At 34.5% G+C, this 14,448-nt stretch carries 14 protein-coding genes and 1 other annotated feature; of the genes, 3 read left to right on the top strand and 11 right to left on the bottom strand.

Annotated elements, in window-relative coordinates; all coding sequences use genetic code 11:
• Positions 1-112: 112 nt before the first annotated feature.
• The gene (locus ACFOZZ_RS12270) at positions 113-1,225 is read right to left on the bottom strand and encodes an NAD(P)/FAD-dependent oxidoreductase (protein ID WP_376815336.1); all 1,113 of its coding nucleotides are present in this window, start codon (positions 1,223-1,225) and stop codon (positions 113-115) included.
• A gap of 117 nt (positions 1,226-1,342) precedes the next feature.
• Between ACFOZZ_RS12270 and ACFOZZ_RS12265 the strand changes: the two genes are divergently transcribed.
• Positions 1,343-2,083, top strand: a complete 741-nt coding sequence (locus tag ACFOZZ_RS12265; RefSeq protein ID WP_055233565.1) for a YebC/PmpR family DNA-binding transcriptional regulator — start codon at positions 1,343-1,345, stop codon at positions 2,081-2,083.
• 57 nt (positions 2,084-2,140) lie between these two features.
• On the opposite strand, the gene ACFOZZ_RS12260 is transcribed toward ACFOZZ_RS12265, so the two are convergent.
• From ACFOZZ_RS12260 to ACFOZZ_RS12245, 4 genes are all read right to left on the bottom strand, one after another.
• Positions 2,141-3,319: an NAD(P)-dependent malic enzyme gene (locus tag ACFOZZ_RS12260; protein WP_055289154.1), complete on the bottom strand. Its 1,179-nt coding sequence runs from the start codon at positions 3,317-3,319 to the stop codon at positions 2,141-2,143.
• 89 nt (positions 3,320-3,408) lie between these two features.
• Positions 3,409-4,344 (bottom strand): type I phosphomannose isomerase catalytic subunit, encoded by a 936-nt coding sequence (locus tag ACFOZZ_RS12255; protein WP_376815335.1) that lies wholly within the window; start codon positions 4,342-4,344, stop codon positions 3,409-3,411.
• Between the two features lie 83 nt (positions 4,345-4,427).
• Positions 4,428-4,862, bottom strand: coding sequence for a DUF523 domain-containing protein (locus ACFOZZ_RS12250; protein WP_278860739.1), 435 nt, complete (start codon positions 4,860-4,862; stop codon positions 4,428-4,430).
• Positions 4,846-5,499, bottom strand: coding sequence for an HAD family hydrolase (locus ACFOZZ_RS12245; RefSeq protein WP_278780336.1), 654 nt, complete (start codon positions 5,497-5,499; stop codon positions 4,846-4,848). Before ACFOZZ_RS12245 ends, ACFOZZ_RS12250 begins: the two co-directional genes overlap by 17 nt.
• 115 nt (positions 5,500-5,614) lie before the next feature.
• Between ACFOZZ_RS12245 and ACFOZZ_RS12240 the strand changes: the two genes are divergently transcribed.
• Entirely contained in the window at positions 5,615-5,809 is a 195-nt protein-coding gene (locus ACFOZZ_RS12240) for a hypothetical protein (protein WP_055233568.1), read from the top strand.
• Between the two features lie 120 nt (positions 5,810-5,929).
• A complete protein-coding gene (locus ACFOZZ_RS12235; RefSeq protein WP_376815334.1) occupies positions 5,930-6,478 on the top strand; it encodes a hypothetical protein in 549 nt (182 codons plus the stop codon).
• Positions 6,479-6,726: 248 nt separating this feature from the next.
• On the opposite strand, the gene ileS is transcribed toward ACFOZZ_RS12235, so the two are convergent.
• From ileS to ACFOZZ_RS12205, 6 genes are all read right to left on the bottom strand, one after another.
• Positions 6,727-9,486, bottom strand: coding sequence for an isoleucine--tRNA ligase (ileS, locus tag ACFOZZ_RS12230; protein WP_279068763.1), 2,760 nt, complete (start codon positions 9,484-9,486; stop codon positions 6,727-6,729).
• Between the two features lie 35 nt (positions 9,487-9,521).
• Positions 9,522-9,722: a binding site (T-box leader), on the bottom strand.
• Positions 9,681-10,145: a DivIVA domain-containing protein gene (locus ACFOZZ_RS12225; protein WP_006505100.1), complete on the bottom strand. Its 465-nt coding sequence runs from the start codon at positions 10,143-10,145 to the stop codon at positions 9,681-9,683. Its footprint overlaps the feature before it by 42 nt.
• A gap of 10 nt (positions 10,146-10,155) precedes the next feature.
• Complete coding sequence (locus tag ACFOZZ_RS12220) at positions 10,156-10,902, bottom strand: RNA-binding protein (RefSeq protein WP_376815333.1); 747 nt, start codon at positions 10,900-10,902, stop codon at positions 10,156-10,158.
• 34 nt (positions 10,903-10,936) lie between these two features.
• Positions 10,937-11,365, bottom strand: a complete 429-nt coding sequence (locus ACFOZZ_RS12215) for a cell division protein SepF (RefSeq protein ID WP_055233572.1) — start codon at positions 11,363-11,365, stop codon at positions 10,937-10,939.
• 41 nt (positions 11,366-11,406) lie between these two features.
• The gene (locus tag ACFOZZ_RS12210; protein ID WP_376815332.1) at positions 11,407-12,348 is read right to left on the bottom strand and encodes a 3'-5' exoribonuclease YhaM family protein; all 942 of its coding nucleotides are present in this window, start codon (positions 12,346-12,348) and stop codon (positions 11,407-11,409) included.
• Positions 12,341-14,311, bottom strand: coding sequence for a glycosyltransferase (locus ACFOZZ_RS12205; RefSeq protein ID WP_376815331.1), 1,971 nt, complete (start codon positions 14,309-14,311; stop codon positions 12,341-12,343). Before ACFOZZ_RS12205 ends, ACFOZZ_RS12210 begins: the two co-directional genes overlap by 8 nt.
• Positions 14,312-14,448: the final 137 nt, after the last annotated feature.

The following is a 14,448-nucleotide window of genomic DNA, read 5'->3' as shown; positions in this document are numbered from 1 at the left end:
CAATTTGTATATGCTCCTTATTATACAATCTCATTTTGGTTTGTCAATATAATATCTTCACCTTTTTTATACCAAAACAAATATTTTTGATTATATTTGCCTTTTTCCTAATTTATTGTGTTGTTTTTGAAACCTCTTCAAAAACAGAATAAGCACTTGCTAATGCAAAATGAATGTTATAACCACCACAATCCCCAGTGATATCTAATATTTCACCTGTTGCATAAAGATGAGGATAGTTAATGAATTCAAAAGATTCATTAAAATTAGAAATCATCAATCCCCCAAGATCAGCCTGGGCAAATTCTTCGCCTCTTAAAGCTTTGACAGTGAATTCTAGATGTTTAAGGAAAGAGACCGGATTTTTCTGATTTTCTACTATTGACACTAATTTTGGATGAACCAGACCATCATAAGGACCACTCATTTTTTTTAATGTACGAATAATTGAATGTAGTTCTTGATCTGTAAATTCAGGATAGAAATCACATATAATTTTATCTCCAGGACACGCATAACGGCTTAAAACCATTACTGCAATTCCACTGATGCCATAATCAGTAAAAAGAAGTTCTCCTTTTTCTTTATGTCCTTTTAAAGTAAATTCCCCTTTCATTCTGACACCCTTTAATTTCTTATAAACAGGTTCAGTCATCAACTGAGTAATAGTAGGCCTCATAGGACGATAATCCACTTCTAGAGAGTTAAAAAGCGTTCTTCTATCTTTCGTGCCAGATAACTTACCAGCAGGTGTTCCACAAGAGATAGTGACATAATCTGCCTGATAATCCTTATTGACTGCATGTATTAAATAGCCGTGCTTATTCTTTTTAATAAATAAGACTTCTTCCTCACAAATAATTTCTACACCATATTCTTCTGCTCTATTTAAGAATAATGTCTGAACAGCTTTAGCTGATTCACTATAAGGATATAAGAGATTACCCATATATTTTGTATAAAGACCAATATCCTTTAATGCTTCCACAATATCAAAGTGATGAATAATATCGCTCACCCATGGTTTGATTTCTCCATCATAATGTGACTTGTCAAGATCCTTGTTAGAAAGATTACAGCGACCATTCCCTGTCGCAAGAAGCTTCTTTAATGGCTTGTCATTAGCTTCTAGTACAGCAACATCGATATCAAGATATTTTTTTAATAAAATAGAAAGATATATACCTGATATACCTCCCCCAATAATAATCATTTTCTTTTTCATTTTTTTGCACCTCGATACAATAGTAATGCATTTCTAGTGTATTTTCCAATTCTTTATTGAAATAATTAGTCTTTGTGTTTATAATGTGTAAGGAAATTTACAAGGAGGAATTAGATTATGGGTAGAGCTCATGAAGTACGTAAAGCCGCAATGGCAAAGACTGCTGCTAAGAAAACTAAACTTTATTCTTACTATGGTAAAGAAATCTATTTAGCAGCAAAGGCAGGCGGCCCTGAACCGGACGGTAATCTAAGCCTTAGAAGATTAATTGAGAAAGCAAAGAAAGATCAGGTTCCTGGAGATGTTATCAAACGTGCGATTGATAAAGTTAAGAACGGTGCTGTAGAAGATTATGAAAGCGTACAGTTTGAAGGTTTTGGTCCTTCAGGATCAACTGTTATTGTTAAATGTTTAACAGATAACATCAACCGTACTATTTCACAGGTACGTCCTGCATTCACTAAATCAAAAGCTAAGCTTGGTGCTGAAGGTTCAGTATCTTATTTATATGATGTAGAATCTGTTGTTCAGTTCAAAGGAATGGACGAAGAAACTGCAATTGATGCATTAATCGAAGGCGAAGTTGATCCTAAAGATATCGAAACTTTAGAAGATGGCAGTTTAAAGATTACTGGTGAACCAACTGATTACAATGCCATCAAGACAGCGATTGAAAATAAGCTACCTGATGTTGATTTTGATGTTGATGAAATCCAGACTAAACCACAGGAAACAGTTGAACTTGAAGGTGAAGATATGGTTTTATTTGAAAGACTAATGAATCTTCTTAATGACTGTGATGATGTTGACCAGGTTTATCACAATGTTTCTAACTATGATGATGGAGAAGAAGAATAGCGAGAGCTATTCTTTTTTTTTTGTAAAAAAATACGGTTCTTAAGAACCGTATCTGTGTTATTTATGGGCAATTACATCTTCTTTAATAGCCTGGTCACTTACTGCTTTTGCAACAGTCACTGCTACACGCGCGTCAGTTGCACGAGGGATGATATAATCCTTATTTAATTCTTCATCACTTACAAGACTTGCTAAGCCCTTTGCAGCGGCTAATTTCATACCTTCAGTAATCTTAGTCGCATGAACATCTAAAGCGCCTCTAAATAAGCCTGGGAAGGCTAATACATTATTGATCTGGTTAGGGAAGTCTGAACGTCCAGTTCCTACGACTGCAGCACCTGCATCTACTGCATCATGATATTTAATTTCAGGTTCTGGATTAGCCATTGCGAATACAACAGGCTTTTCTTTCATTGACTGTACCATTTCTTTAGTAAGAAGTCCTGGAGCTGAAACCCCGATAAAGATATCTGCTTCTTTCACTGCTTCAGCCATAGTCATACGTTTATTAGATTTGTTTGTGATTTCTGTTAATTCCTGAGTTAAGAAGTCATACTTGTCATAGTCTTCTTTGATCACAATACCGTTGATATTAAAGCCATAGATTTCTTTAACACCTAAATCATGAATCATATGGATAATAGAACTTCCTGCAGCACCTGTACCACTGACTACAACAGTCACGTCTTCTGGCTTCTTACCAACAACCTTTAAGGCATTGACTAAAGCAGCAGTAACGACAATAGCTGTACCATGCTGATCATCATGGAATACAGGAATATCTAATTCCTTCTTTAGTGTTCTTTCAATTTCTACGCAACGTGGTGCACTGATATCTTCTAGGTTAATACCACCAAAAGTAGGAGCAATCTGTTTACAGAACTTAATAATTTCTTGAGGATCCTTTGTATCAATACAAAGAGGAACAGCATCAATATTCGCATATTTCTTAAAAAGGATAGATTTACCTTCCATTACTGGTAGCCCTGCAGCTGGTCCGATATCACCAAGTCCTAGTACAGCAGTTCCATCACTGACTACTGCCACACTATTACCCTTCCATGTATAATCATAAACAGTTTCTGGATTATTGTGGATTTCACGGCATGGCTGAGCAACACCAGGTGTATAAGCCATAGACAAATCTTCCATTGTTTCCATAGGTACCTTCACATTGATTTCCATCTTACCATGATGTTCTTTATGAAGTGCTAATGCTTTTTCATATATACCCATAATTTTCCTCCTTATCATTTTTATACCAGAATTATACGAAGCATTTCATTTAAAGTCAACAAAAGAGCACTTACGTGCTCTTAAATGAATTATAGTGTTGTCACCATTAATTCTAGTCCACCTTCATAATGTACTAAATCAACATCAGAACAGATGATAAACTGATCACCTTTTTTAATAGGCATATCATTGACTGTACCTTCACCATCAATGACTGATACTAACTGGAATGGATCATCATTTTTAATTTCTGTACTTCCTTCAATTAAGTAATGATCAACAGTTAGGTATTCACATTTTAAATATCTAGTCTTAGAACCATGGTCTAATTTAGTATTTACAAATATTTTATTCTGTTCTAAATCAGCTGGCACCTTTGTACAGTCGATTGACTGCTGTACATGTAATTCTCTTTCTTTACCATCATCACCCTTACGATGATAATCATAAACACGATAAGTAACATCTGAAGACTGCTGTGCTTCATAGATTAATGAACCACCACAGATTGCATGTAATGTACCTGCCGGGATATAGAAGAAATCACCCTTATGGATTTTAAAACGATTGAGTAATTCATTATACTTATCTTCTTCAATATCCTTAATAAATTCTTCTTTAGTTTTAGCATAATGACCCATAACCATATCTGTACCAACATCCGCCTGTAATACATACCATGATTCAGTCTTACCTAAAGAATTTTCATGAATCTTTGCATATTCATTATCTGGATGTACCTGTACAGATAAATCCTGTTTAGCATCGATGATCTTTACAAGTAATGGGAACTGATCACCTTCTACATTACCAAATAATTCGCGATGATTTTCAAACATCCATGATACTGTTTTTCCTTTATATTCACCTTCAACGATTGGGCAATCGCCACTCTTATGACCTGAAATAACCCATGCTTCTCCTGTATGATCACTAGGGATATCATAGCCATAAACATCTCTTAGCTTAGTTCCACCCCAGATTTTTTCTTTTAAAACTGGCTGGACCTTTAAAATATGTCCCATTATATATTCCTCCTATTTCATATACTCATATTCTAATATATTCATTCCTATTTTTCTAGTCTAGCGCCTACTTTGTATGTTTTTTACAATTTACCTGGATAGTTCTCCTCTGTATAAATCTTATATCCCTCTTTTTTAAGTAAACGAACAAATATACCATCTGCATCAATAACATTGTGAGAGAATGTACCATCATAAATATGATTGAACCCACAGCTAGGAGAACGGCTCTTTAAGATGACATATTCAATGTCATGTGCTTTTAGTATTTCAAGTGCTTTCTGTGCTCCTTCTACATATTCCTTTGTAACATTTTTTCCATTTACTGTCTGCACACATAATGGCTCTTCTGAAACTATTTCAGCAGGATCTCTAGGAATAGAAAGTCCTCCTAATACTTCAGGACAAATAAGGACTGCTTCACCTTTCTTATCAATAAGTTCTAATGCTTCTATTCTATTAGAATCGCCTCGATAAGTACAATCATAGCCACATAAGCATTTACTTATTCCAATCATCTACATACTCCTTGATATCATGCGCCTTATAAGCGATTTTAGTGGCACCTGCAGCCTTTAACTCTGCCTCTCCTCTAAATCCCCAGTCACATCCAATTGTCTTCATAGAAGCGTTAATTCCTGTTTCTATATCAACATTAGAATCACCAATAAAAACACATTCATCCTTAGTCAAACCAATATCTTTTAATGCGAGATTTAAAGAAGTGATATCAGGCTTTTTAGGATAATCTGAGCATCCCCCGTATGTAGTAATAAAACGATTGCCAAATAACTTAGGTACAATCACTTCAGCCACTGTATGTGGTTTATTAGTAACACAAGCAAGTTTAATACCTTCTTTATGTAAATCTTCTACTAATTCCTTAATACCAGCATATGGTGCTGTATAATCAAAACAATGTTCCTTATAGTAGTCCATGAATTCTTGTAAACACTGATCAAACAAATCCTGATGATCTTCTCCAAGTGCACGTTCTACTAGTTTTAAAACACCATTACCTACATACTGTTTATACTTTTCAATAGGATGTGGTGCTAACCCACATGCCTCCAAAGCATGATTTGTACTTACTGCGAGATCCTTTAAAGAATCAACTAATGTTCCATCTAAATCAAATATACAACCTTTTATCATAACTGCCTCCATAATTACACCCATTATAGCATTCCTACCACGCAAGTTTAAGAGTAATTCTGCAATTGTTTTCGCTTACAGAGAATGATATAATATCCTAGAATGAGGTGAAATTATGAACGGATTAAAAGAACATAAATATATGGATTTCTTAACAACTGTTGGCTATATCGTATTTGCGTTATGCTGTGTGATTGGCTTCTTTGCACATTTATATATTCTATTTGCGGTAGGCTTTGTTTTAATCTTCGTATTAAGATTAATTGGCTACTCTTTAGACCGCTTTGAAGAATATAAACGTGGTTATTAATTAATGGCGAAAAAATCATGGGCTTGCCTATGGGATGAAAGCCACATAATTTTTACTTAAGAATTTTGTATAGAGTAAATATATAATGTATGTATAAAAGCTGAAAGAACTCTTTACTCAATGGGAAGACCAAAATCAAATAATGTTCAGGTAAACATAACTATTCCTATGGAGTGGAAAATAGAACTTGAAAACCTTGTACGTATCTATTCTGTTGAGGATGGCGAAACTATTACATTTCTTGACCATATGCGTAAGTTTAATAAGAAAAAACGTTTTGGTAAGTCTATAAAGAATAGATGCCCTTCTGGGTTTCAGATTGTTGTAGAAGAAAAGTTCAAGACCACAGGTGGTACATATATAGAAGTGCCTACTGATTATAGAGCATCACAATATGACCATACCGCAGATGATTACATAAAGAAGAAATTATCCGACAGGATGTATCATTTAGCAGATGGAACTCTAGTACAAAGAGGCTGGTATTCATCATTTCTGTTGTACTGCTATGAGTATAGGACTAAGAATATAGATAGAGACAGATGTATTTCAGAATTTGAAAAGTGTTACAGTAAGGAAGAAGCCTTAATTAAAAGAATTAAGACTAATAGAATCAAAGTATTGAATAGTAGAATCAAAATAGCAGAAAATAAACATAAGGGAGATTGATTATACTTCCATATCGCAAGATAGAAACTTACCGTTAATGTGGTCGTTGGACCACTTGGTAATAGAAGTTCTTACTCAAATAGATTTATACTTGTATTCCAAACTCTGAAAATGATGTACGATTACAAGCTAAACTTGACAGTAAGAACCCCATGGGCTTGCCCGTGGGAGTAGTCAGTAGTCTAGATTTCTAGACTTTTTTTATTGCATAATAAAAGGATATAGGAACGCTCCCATATCCTATTTTTTTATTCTTCTTCTGTAGCTGGTAAAGTTTCTACAACTTCATGACATCTTGGACATAATCCATCTACTAATTCGCCTTCTTCGAACCAGTTCCAGCATCTTGGACACTGAACACCATGGAATTTTTCAGCCTTGATGAAACAAGTTTCATATTCATCTTTACCTTCAGCATTGTCATCTAAAGTAACCTTTGCAACGATGAATAACTGCTTCATAGAATCTTCTAATGCAGCTAAAGACTTATATTCATCCTTAAGAGTGATAGTAAGCTTACCTTCCATGTTAGAATTGATTACTTTTTCAGCTCTTAAGTTTTCTAATGACTTCATTACATCAGTACGTAAGTTCATGAATAAGTCGAACTGTGCTTTTAATGCATCCTCATTTTCAATTTCGAACTTTTCAGGCTTAGCTTCTAGGAATACAGATTCTTCCTGTTTTGCATCACAATGGAAGTGATCATGTAATTCTTCTGCAGTGAAGACTAAGATTGGTGAGATTAACTTCATCATTGTCTTTGCATGATGATAAAGAACTGTCTGTACCTGTCTTCTTCTTGTAGAATCAGCCTTTTCGATATAAAGGATATCCTTTGTGAAGTCCATATAGAATGCACTTAGTGTATTAGTGAAATAGTTTAAGATTTCCTTATTTGCTTCTGAGAAGTTATAAGAATCCATAGACTTATGATATGCATCCATCAAGTCATTTAACTTAGCTAACATATACTGATCTACTGGTTCTAATTCATTTACTGGTAATACATCAGTATCCTTGAAATCATTTAAGTTACCAAGCAAGAAACGCATAGTATTTCTTACCTTACGATAGCTTTCAGATACTTTCTTTAAGATATCATCAGAGATACGTACATCTGACTGGAAGTCTACAGTAGTAGCCCATAATCTTAAGATATCAGCACCCCATTTGTTGATTGTCTTGATTGGATCAACAGCATTTCCACCAGACTTACTCATTTTTAATCCCTTACCATCAAGAGTGAAACCATGAGATAAAACTGTCTTATATGGTGCTTTACCATGTACTGCAGTACCAATGATTAATGAAGAATTGAACCATCCACGATACTGGTCACTACCTTCAAAGTAAAGATCAGCCGGATAACCAAGTCCTCTTTCTACTAATACACCAGTATGTGATGAACCTGAGTCAAACCATACGTCCATGATATCTTTTTCTTTCTTGAAGATACCATTTGGTGAATGTTCGTTTGTATAACCTTCTGGAAGAAGGTCCTTTTCATCTCTTTCAAACCATACGTTTGAACCGAATTCTCTAAACAATGCAGATACATGATCAAATACTTTCTGATCAATAACAGGGGTACCATCTTCACAATAGAAGATTGGAATTGGAACGCCCCAAGTTCTCTGTCTTGAGATACACCAGTCTCCACGGTCTTTAATCATGTTATAGATTCTAATATGACCCCATTCATTGATCCAGTTAACGCTATCGATTTCACTTAATAATTTTTCTCTGATCTTATCGATAGAACAGAACCACTGGTCAGTTGCTCTGAAGATGATAGGCTTCTTAGTACGCCAGTCATGAGGGTAACTATGTGTTATCCAAGTAAGATTTAGTAAAGCACCTAATTCTTCTAGTTTTACTGTAACAGTCTTGTTTGCATCATCAACATACTGACCTGCAAGCCATTCACCACATGATTCCATCATGCAGCCATGTTCATCAACGTTTACAAGAACTGGTAATTTATATTTCTGACAGATGTTAAAGTCGTCTACACCAAATCCACTTGCTGTATGAACGCATCCAGTACCTGAATCAGTTGTAACATGGTCACCCATGATGACTAATGATTCTCTTTCTGGATAAAGTGGATGAGTACATGTGATGTATTCTAATTCTTCACCCTTGAAACGCTTTAAAATTTCTTTTTCTTTTAATCCAAATGTTTCCCATAATGAATCAACTAATTCTTCTAAGACAACAAGATTGCCTTTTTCAGATTTAACTAATGCATAAGTGAAACGTGGGTTTAAACAGATTGCCTGGTTTCCTGGAATTGTCCAAGGAGTAGTAGTCCAGATTACAAAATAGTTATCATCACCTTCTAAGATACCTTTACCATCTTTTACCTTAAAACGTACATAGATAGTAGGTGATTTTACATCATGGTATTCTACTTCTGCTTCAGCTAATGCTGATTCAGATGAAGGTGACCAGTATACTGGCTTTAATCCTTTATAGATTAATCCATCTACAGCCATCTTCGCAAATACATCAATCTGTCTTGCTTCGAATTCCTTATTTAATGTTAAATATGGATGTTTGTAGTCGGCAAATGTTCCAACACGGATACACTGCTGCATCTGACGTTCTACCTGCTTTAATGCATATTCATAACATTTTTCTCTGAACTTTGCAGTAGACATAGATTTTCTATCTACACCCTGCTTCTGAATCGCATTTTCGATAGGTAAACCATGAGTATCCCAACCTGGAATATATGGTGTATAGAAACCTTCCATATTCTTATAACGACAAATAACGTCTTTAATAACCTTATTTAACATATGTCCAACATGCATATTACCATTTGCATATGGAGGTCCATCATGGAAAATGAAATGTTCTTTTCCTTCATTCTGCTTGATGACCTTTTCATACATGTTAGCGTTCTGCCATCTTTCTACGTAAGCTGGTTCCTTAGTAGGAAGCTTACCACGCATCTCAAAATCAGTTTTTGGCATTAAGAGTGTGCTTTTGTAATTCATATATATCCCCTTTCACAAATAAAAAAACGTCCTTCATAAAGGACGTTTGCACGCGGTACCACCTTTGTTCATATCATTCGATATGCACTTAAGATTTTAACGCAATCAACGGCATTCCCTACTTATTTCAGGATGCAGCTCCAGAGTGATTCCTGACCAATACTCCTTCACCGTTTCCACCACCCACGGCTTCTCTATAAGTTCTCTTGATCAGCGCTCTCTTTCTTCGCTTTTTTTTCTTCTTCATTAATTAAACTAAAAATTTCTGATTTGTCAATAGTTTCTAACAATTCTGTGCTGATTTTTACAATTTCAGCCCTGAAATCTTTTGCTTCATCCTTGAAACCATCCACTTCATCACTTAAACCTTTCACATAATTCATTGATTCTTTCAGAATCATATTCGCATTATGCTTTGCCTTTGTAATCAGTTCACTGGCTTCTTTTAAAGCAAGACGAGAAATCTCCTCATTGGTCTTTCGTTCAATAGATTGACGATTTGCCATCGCAATATTCTCTTTTTTGATTTTTTCTAATTCTTCTTCAAGTCTTCTAATCTGCAGTGATCTATCCTGGATATTCTTTTCTAGACTCGCAATAGTTTCATCTACTTCTTCCGTATTATATCCACGAAACTGCTTATTGAACATGTATCCCATAATCGTTCCCTCATCGATAATATTGGCCTTCTATCACATAATTATCTTGCTTTGTTCTTCTATCTGTTATGAATATCTTTACTCGGCCATGATGACGCAAAGATATTATAGCGTTATTATCGCATATTTTTGAAATATCTTCAATAACTTTGTAGTTAAGCTTGACATACTGCCCATGAATAGCGTCAACTGCTTTATTGCGAGAAATACCAAATAATGCAGCTACCATCTTATCTAGACGCAAAGAAGAAACAATCAATGTTTTAGTATAAGTGTCTGCATGAATAGAGAGACGTTCTTCCATTTCCACAAGATGAATAGAAGAACGTTTAATACGTGTTAAATTCATACGAATATAATCACTGTTTTCTTTAATGCAGGCAAAAGAGAGTGGTTCTTCATTGATATCACCAATACATTGACGCTTAATGCCTAAATGCATAAGGGCCCCTAATACATCAGAATGTTTTAGTTTTCCAAATGTATCATTATAATCTACTCTAAAAACAGTCACTTTAAAATCTTCAGGTTCAAATTCATAGAAATCAGGTGCAATTAATACTCTCTTATTCTCCGCACCATCAAATCCACCATCCGCTTCTACCTTAAGTTCATGTCCAATAACACTTTCTACAATTGACTGCTGATGAGGATCAAGAAATTGTGTAAGAATCATACGCTGTGAATAAAGTGCCTGATCCTTGTAATCTAATGTTTTTGAAACGAATTCTTCATCGCCTTTAAAATGTTCTAACATCTTTCATAAAAAAAGTATTAGCCTATGCTAATACTTATTCCTCCGCAGCTGCTTGTGGTTCATCATCTAGAGTGATTGAACCAGTTACGCCGATATTCTTAGGTGTACATAAGAAAATTTTAGGACCGATTACCTGAATATCACCATCAATCGCAAAAATAACACCAGTTAAGAAATCAACTACACGCTTCTGCTGTTCTTTCTGTAAACGATGTAAGTTAACTACAGCAGCCTTATTCTTCTTTAAATAACCACCAATTTCCTGAGAATCAGAATAAGCGCGTGGTTCGAATAATACAAGACTCGAGTTAGCATCAAATGGCTTCAACATCTCACTTGTCTTTTTAGTCTTATTGTTTTCAAAAATATTAGATTTTTGTTCCTGTCCGTTTTGTGCTGTATTGTAATCTTCTGTATATCCTTCTTCTTCTTCACCGAATAACCAATCTTTTACCTTATCCATACACATGTCAAACCTCCTGTCGTTTTTTTTATTATATCACATCAATTACGAGATTTGTATACATTTCTATTCTCTAACCCAAAGATACGTGCAGAATATGATCCTGGCTCCGTATCATGAAGTGCCTTTTCAAACATATTCATACGTGCATCTACATTATCAATAAGTGTTAATGCTTCTGCTTCAGGAATCTGTGGTAATATTGGAGAACCAAATTCCTGTTTGCCATGATGAGAAAGAATCATATGTTCTAGCAGATAAACTTCTTCTCCCTCAATATGTAATTCTTCAGCCATTTCTTTAACCATTGCATGACCAATAGAAATATGTCCTACAAGACTTCCTTCGATAGAATAGACAGGGACAATAGGTCCGGTGAACTCCTTAACTTTACCGATATCATGTAAAATAACACCTGCATAGAGTAAATCAGCATCTAGATAGCTATATATTTCAATAAGCTGATCTGCAAGTTTCAACATACATAAAGTATGGTAAAGAAGACCTGATGCAAAATCATGATGATTTTTAGTTGCAGCGGGATAGTTCACAAAGGCTGTATAGTGTTTCTCAATAAGGCCATGAACAATCGCATAAAGACGAATATTATGGATTTTCTTCATGTACTTATCTAATTCCTTCTGCATCACTGCTTTTTCAACAGGAGGTTGAGGTAAAAATAAAGCCTTCTGTTCATCATTCATTTCAATAGGCTCAAGCTTAACGATTTTCATCTGTCTCATGCCCTTATAGTTGATGATATCCCCTTTTCCTCTTACAACCTGTCCTCTTTCAAATAAACGAATCTGTTCATCTGTTGCAGACCAAAGTTTTGCATCTATCGTGCCTGTCGCATCCTGCAAAACTATATTTAAATAAGACGATTTATTAGCGCCATTGGTTTTACCTACAGTCACAGAAATAATAATAGCCTCAAATCCAACAGTTTCTTTTCCTGGCTGCATTTCATTAATTTTAATCATTCAATTCACTCCATATTTCATCCATCACAATCAAGATATCTTCATAATCATACCCCTTCTGCTTAAGAAAACGGCTGATACGCATCTTTAGTTCCTGACCATGATATTTATTTTTATAACGTTTATATGTCTTTTCAAATTCCTGTCTTAATAAAGACAATGTACGTTCATGAGAAAATTCAAAGTCATAAGTACTCATAACTGATTCAATCGTACTTTGACTAAATCCTTTATTGAATAGGGTTCTCTTTATTTTTTGAATTAACCCCTGTGGAGACAGCTTACTATTGTTTGAATAAAGCTGATCCACAATATTTAAAGCATAGTCTTTTTCTTCAGTTTCGTCAAATTTCTCTATTTCTTCTTCAATGAGATGTTCAGGTATGTCTTTATTCTTCAAATCAAGAATTGCTCTTTTAAAGCCGTTTCCCTTCTTCAAAGTCGCTTCAATATAGTTTTTCACATATTTTCTATCATCTATCAAATGACGATCAGTTAATAAAGCCATACATTTCATGATTTCTATCTCATTGAAGTCACCATATGTTTCTAATCTTTTGACTAAATCATGGAAACAATAATCATGATAACTAAGAAGTTTAATTGCTTTAAAATAAAGTTGTCTGACATTCTGCTTTTCTTTAAGAATATCAATCATATCATGATTGATACGTGCTCCTTTAACAAGATGGAATGATTCAACATCTTCTAAAGAACATTCAAGTGCAACTCTTCTTTTACCGCTAGTCAATTCAATAGAGACCAACTTATCATTCGGTGTTATTGAAGAGACAATGAAACAATTTTCAAAATGATCTATAGATGTATCATACACTTGCATCACTCCTTCATAGAAAGTATGAGAGTCAAATTGTTGAGCATGCTTGACTGCATACTCTTTAAAAGGCGTTAAATCCTTATGAGATAGTTCTACTACTTTTTCAATATATTCTTCTTTAGAATAGAAGAAATGACCATTTTTACCTTCTACAATAACAGGATCTAAATTCGAATCATATCTTGCTAAAACAGGTAATGAGGAAGCCATCGCTTCTATAAAGGTTAAACCTTGTGTTTCTGTTAAGGAAGCAGAGACAAAGAGATCTCCTGAATAATAGAAGTCTGGAATAACATCAGCACTTTGACATCCTGCAAAACGGATATAGTTATCCATTTCCAAATCATGTGTCAACTGCATCAGGCTATTCTTTGCAGGCCCATCGCCAATTATAAACAAGCGGATATCAGGATTTCTTTTGATAATATCAGGCATGGCCTCAATGATGAGATCTAATGACTTTTCCTCTGCGAGTCTTCCTAGAGAGATAAGATTAAAATGATTAGAAAGATGATATTCTTCTTTAATCTGTTTAGTATGTTCTTCATTATGTATTCTAAAGCGTTCTAATTCGAGTCCTGTAGGAACAATATTAATTTCTTTCTTTATTCCAATAGATTTCATCATAGAAGCAGTTTTAACACTAGGGACAATAAGAGACGTTGTATGGGTTGTATATATCTTCATCAGTTTCTTGACAATCTTCTTCGCAATTGAATCAAATGGTTCGATTCCTTTAGTGACATAGTAAGTGTAGTCATAAAGATTGGTATGAAATGTATATACTGTAGGAATATTAAGCTTATAACCACATAATCTTCCAAATAAGCCTACGCCATATTCAGTCTGCGTATGAATGATATCTGGATTAAATTCTTTAATCTGATTAAATATTTTATGATTATAAATACCTGCCATACGATATCCATAAATACTTTTAAGAGAGATTCCATTCATTCTAATTATAAATGGATCATCTTCCATATGAACACCAAGAGGAGGGATTGTAGTTATAATCAAGACTTGATGACCATGTTTCATTAATTCGTTTCTGAGTATACCAATTGATGAAACAACGCCATTAATATCAGGATAATAAGTGTCTGTAAATATCGCAATACGCATGATGAATCTCCTTTGACTTGCACTTACATTATACTGAATATAATAGAAAAATAAAACATAAAAAAAAGACCTGGCAGCTTGCTATTGTCGCGTCTTCACACTATCGTCGCCGTTATGATGCTTAACTTCCGTGTTCG

Source organism: Catenibacterium sp. GCM10023432 (assembly GCF_042651925.1).
GTDB lineage: Bacteria > Bacillota_I > Bacilli_A > Erysipelotrichales > Coprobacillaceae > Catenibacterium > Catenibacterium mitsuoka.
The sequence above is the reverse complement of the archived record's forward strand: the minus strand, read 5'-3'. Positions and strand labels throughout refer to the sequence as shown.

What these genes read in the sequence shown, in the direction of transcription:
- ACFOZZ_RS12260 (WP_055289154.1), bottom strand. Translation starts at nt 3,319, where the DNA reads ATGGGTATATATGAAAAAGCATTAGCACTTCATAAAGAACATCATGGT.
- ACFOZZ_RS12205 (WP_376815331.1), bottom strand. Translation starts at nt 14,311, where the DNA reads ATGCGTATTGCGATATTTACAGACACTTATTATCCTGATATTAATGGC.
- ACFOZZ_RS12250 (WP_278860739.1), bottom strand. Translation starts at nt 4,862, where the DNA reads ATGATTGGAATAAGTAAATGCTTATGTGGCTATGATTGTACTTATCGA.
- ACFOZZ_RS12215 (WP_055233572.1), bottom strand. Translation starts at nt 11,365, where the DNA reads ATGGATAAGGTAAAAGATTGGTTATTCGGTGAAGAAGAAGAAGGATAT.
- ACFOZZ_RS12210 (WP_376815332.1), bottom strand. Translation starts at nt 12,348, where the DNA reads ATGATTAAAATTAATGAAATGCAGCCAGGAAAAGAAACTGTTGGATTT.
- ACFOZZ_RS12240 (WP_055233568.1), top strand. Translation starts at nt 5,615, where the DNA reads ATGAACGGATTAAAAGAACATAAATATATGGATTTCTTAACAACTGTT.
- ACFOZZ_RS12270 (WP_376815336.1), bottom strand. Translation starts at nt 1,225, where the DNA reads ATGAAAAAGAAAATGATTATTATTGGGGGAGGTATATCAGGTATATAT.
- ACFOZZ_RS12225 (WP_006505100.1), bottom strand. Translation starts at nt 10,145, where the DNA reads ATGGGATACATGTTCAATAAGCAGTTTCGTGGATATAATACGGAAGAA.
- ACFOZZ_RS12220 (WP_376815333.1), bottom strand. Translation starts at nt 10,902, where the DNA reads ATGTTAGAACATTTTAAAGGCGATGAAGAATTCGTTTCAAAAACATTA.
- ACFOZZ_RS12265 (WP_055233565.1), top strand. Translation starts at nt 1,343, where the DNA reads ATGGGTAGAGCTCATGAAGTACGTAAAGCCGCAATGGCAAAGACTGCT.
- ACFOZZ_RS12235 (WP_376815334.1), top strand. Translation starts at nt 5,930, where the DNA reads ATGGGAAGACCAAAATCAAATAATGTTCAGGTAAACATAACTATTCCT.
- ileS (WP_279068763.1), bottom strand. Translation starts at nt 9,486, where the DNA reads ATGAATTACAAAAGCACACTCTTAATGCCAAAAACTGATTTTGAGATG.
- ACFOZZ_RS12245 (WP_278780336.1), bottom strand. Translation starts at nt 5,499, where the DNA reads ATGATAAAAGGTTGTATATTTGATTTAGATGGAACATTAGTTGATTCT.
- ACFOZZ_RS12255 (WP_376815335.1), bottom strand. Translation starts at nt 4,344, where the DNA reads ATGGGACATATTTTAAAGGTCCAGCCAGTTTTAAAAGAAAAAATCTGG.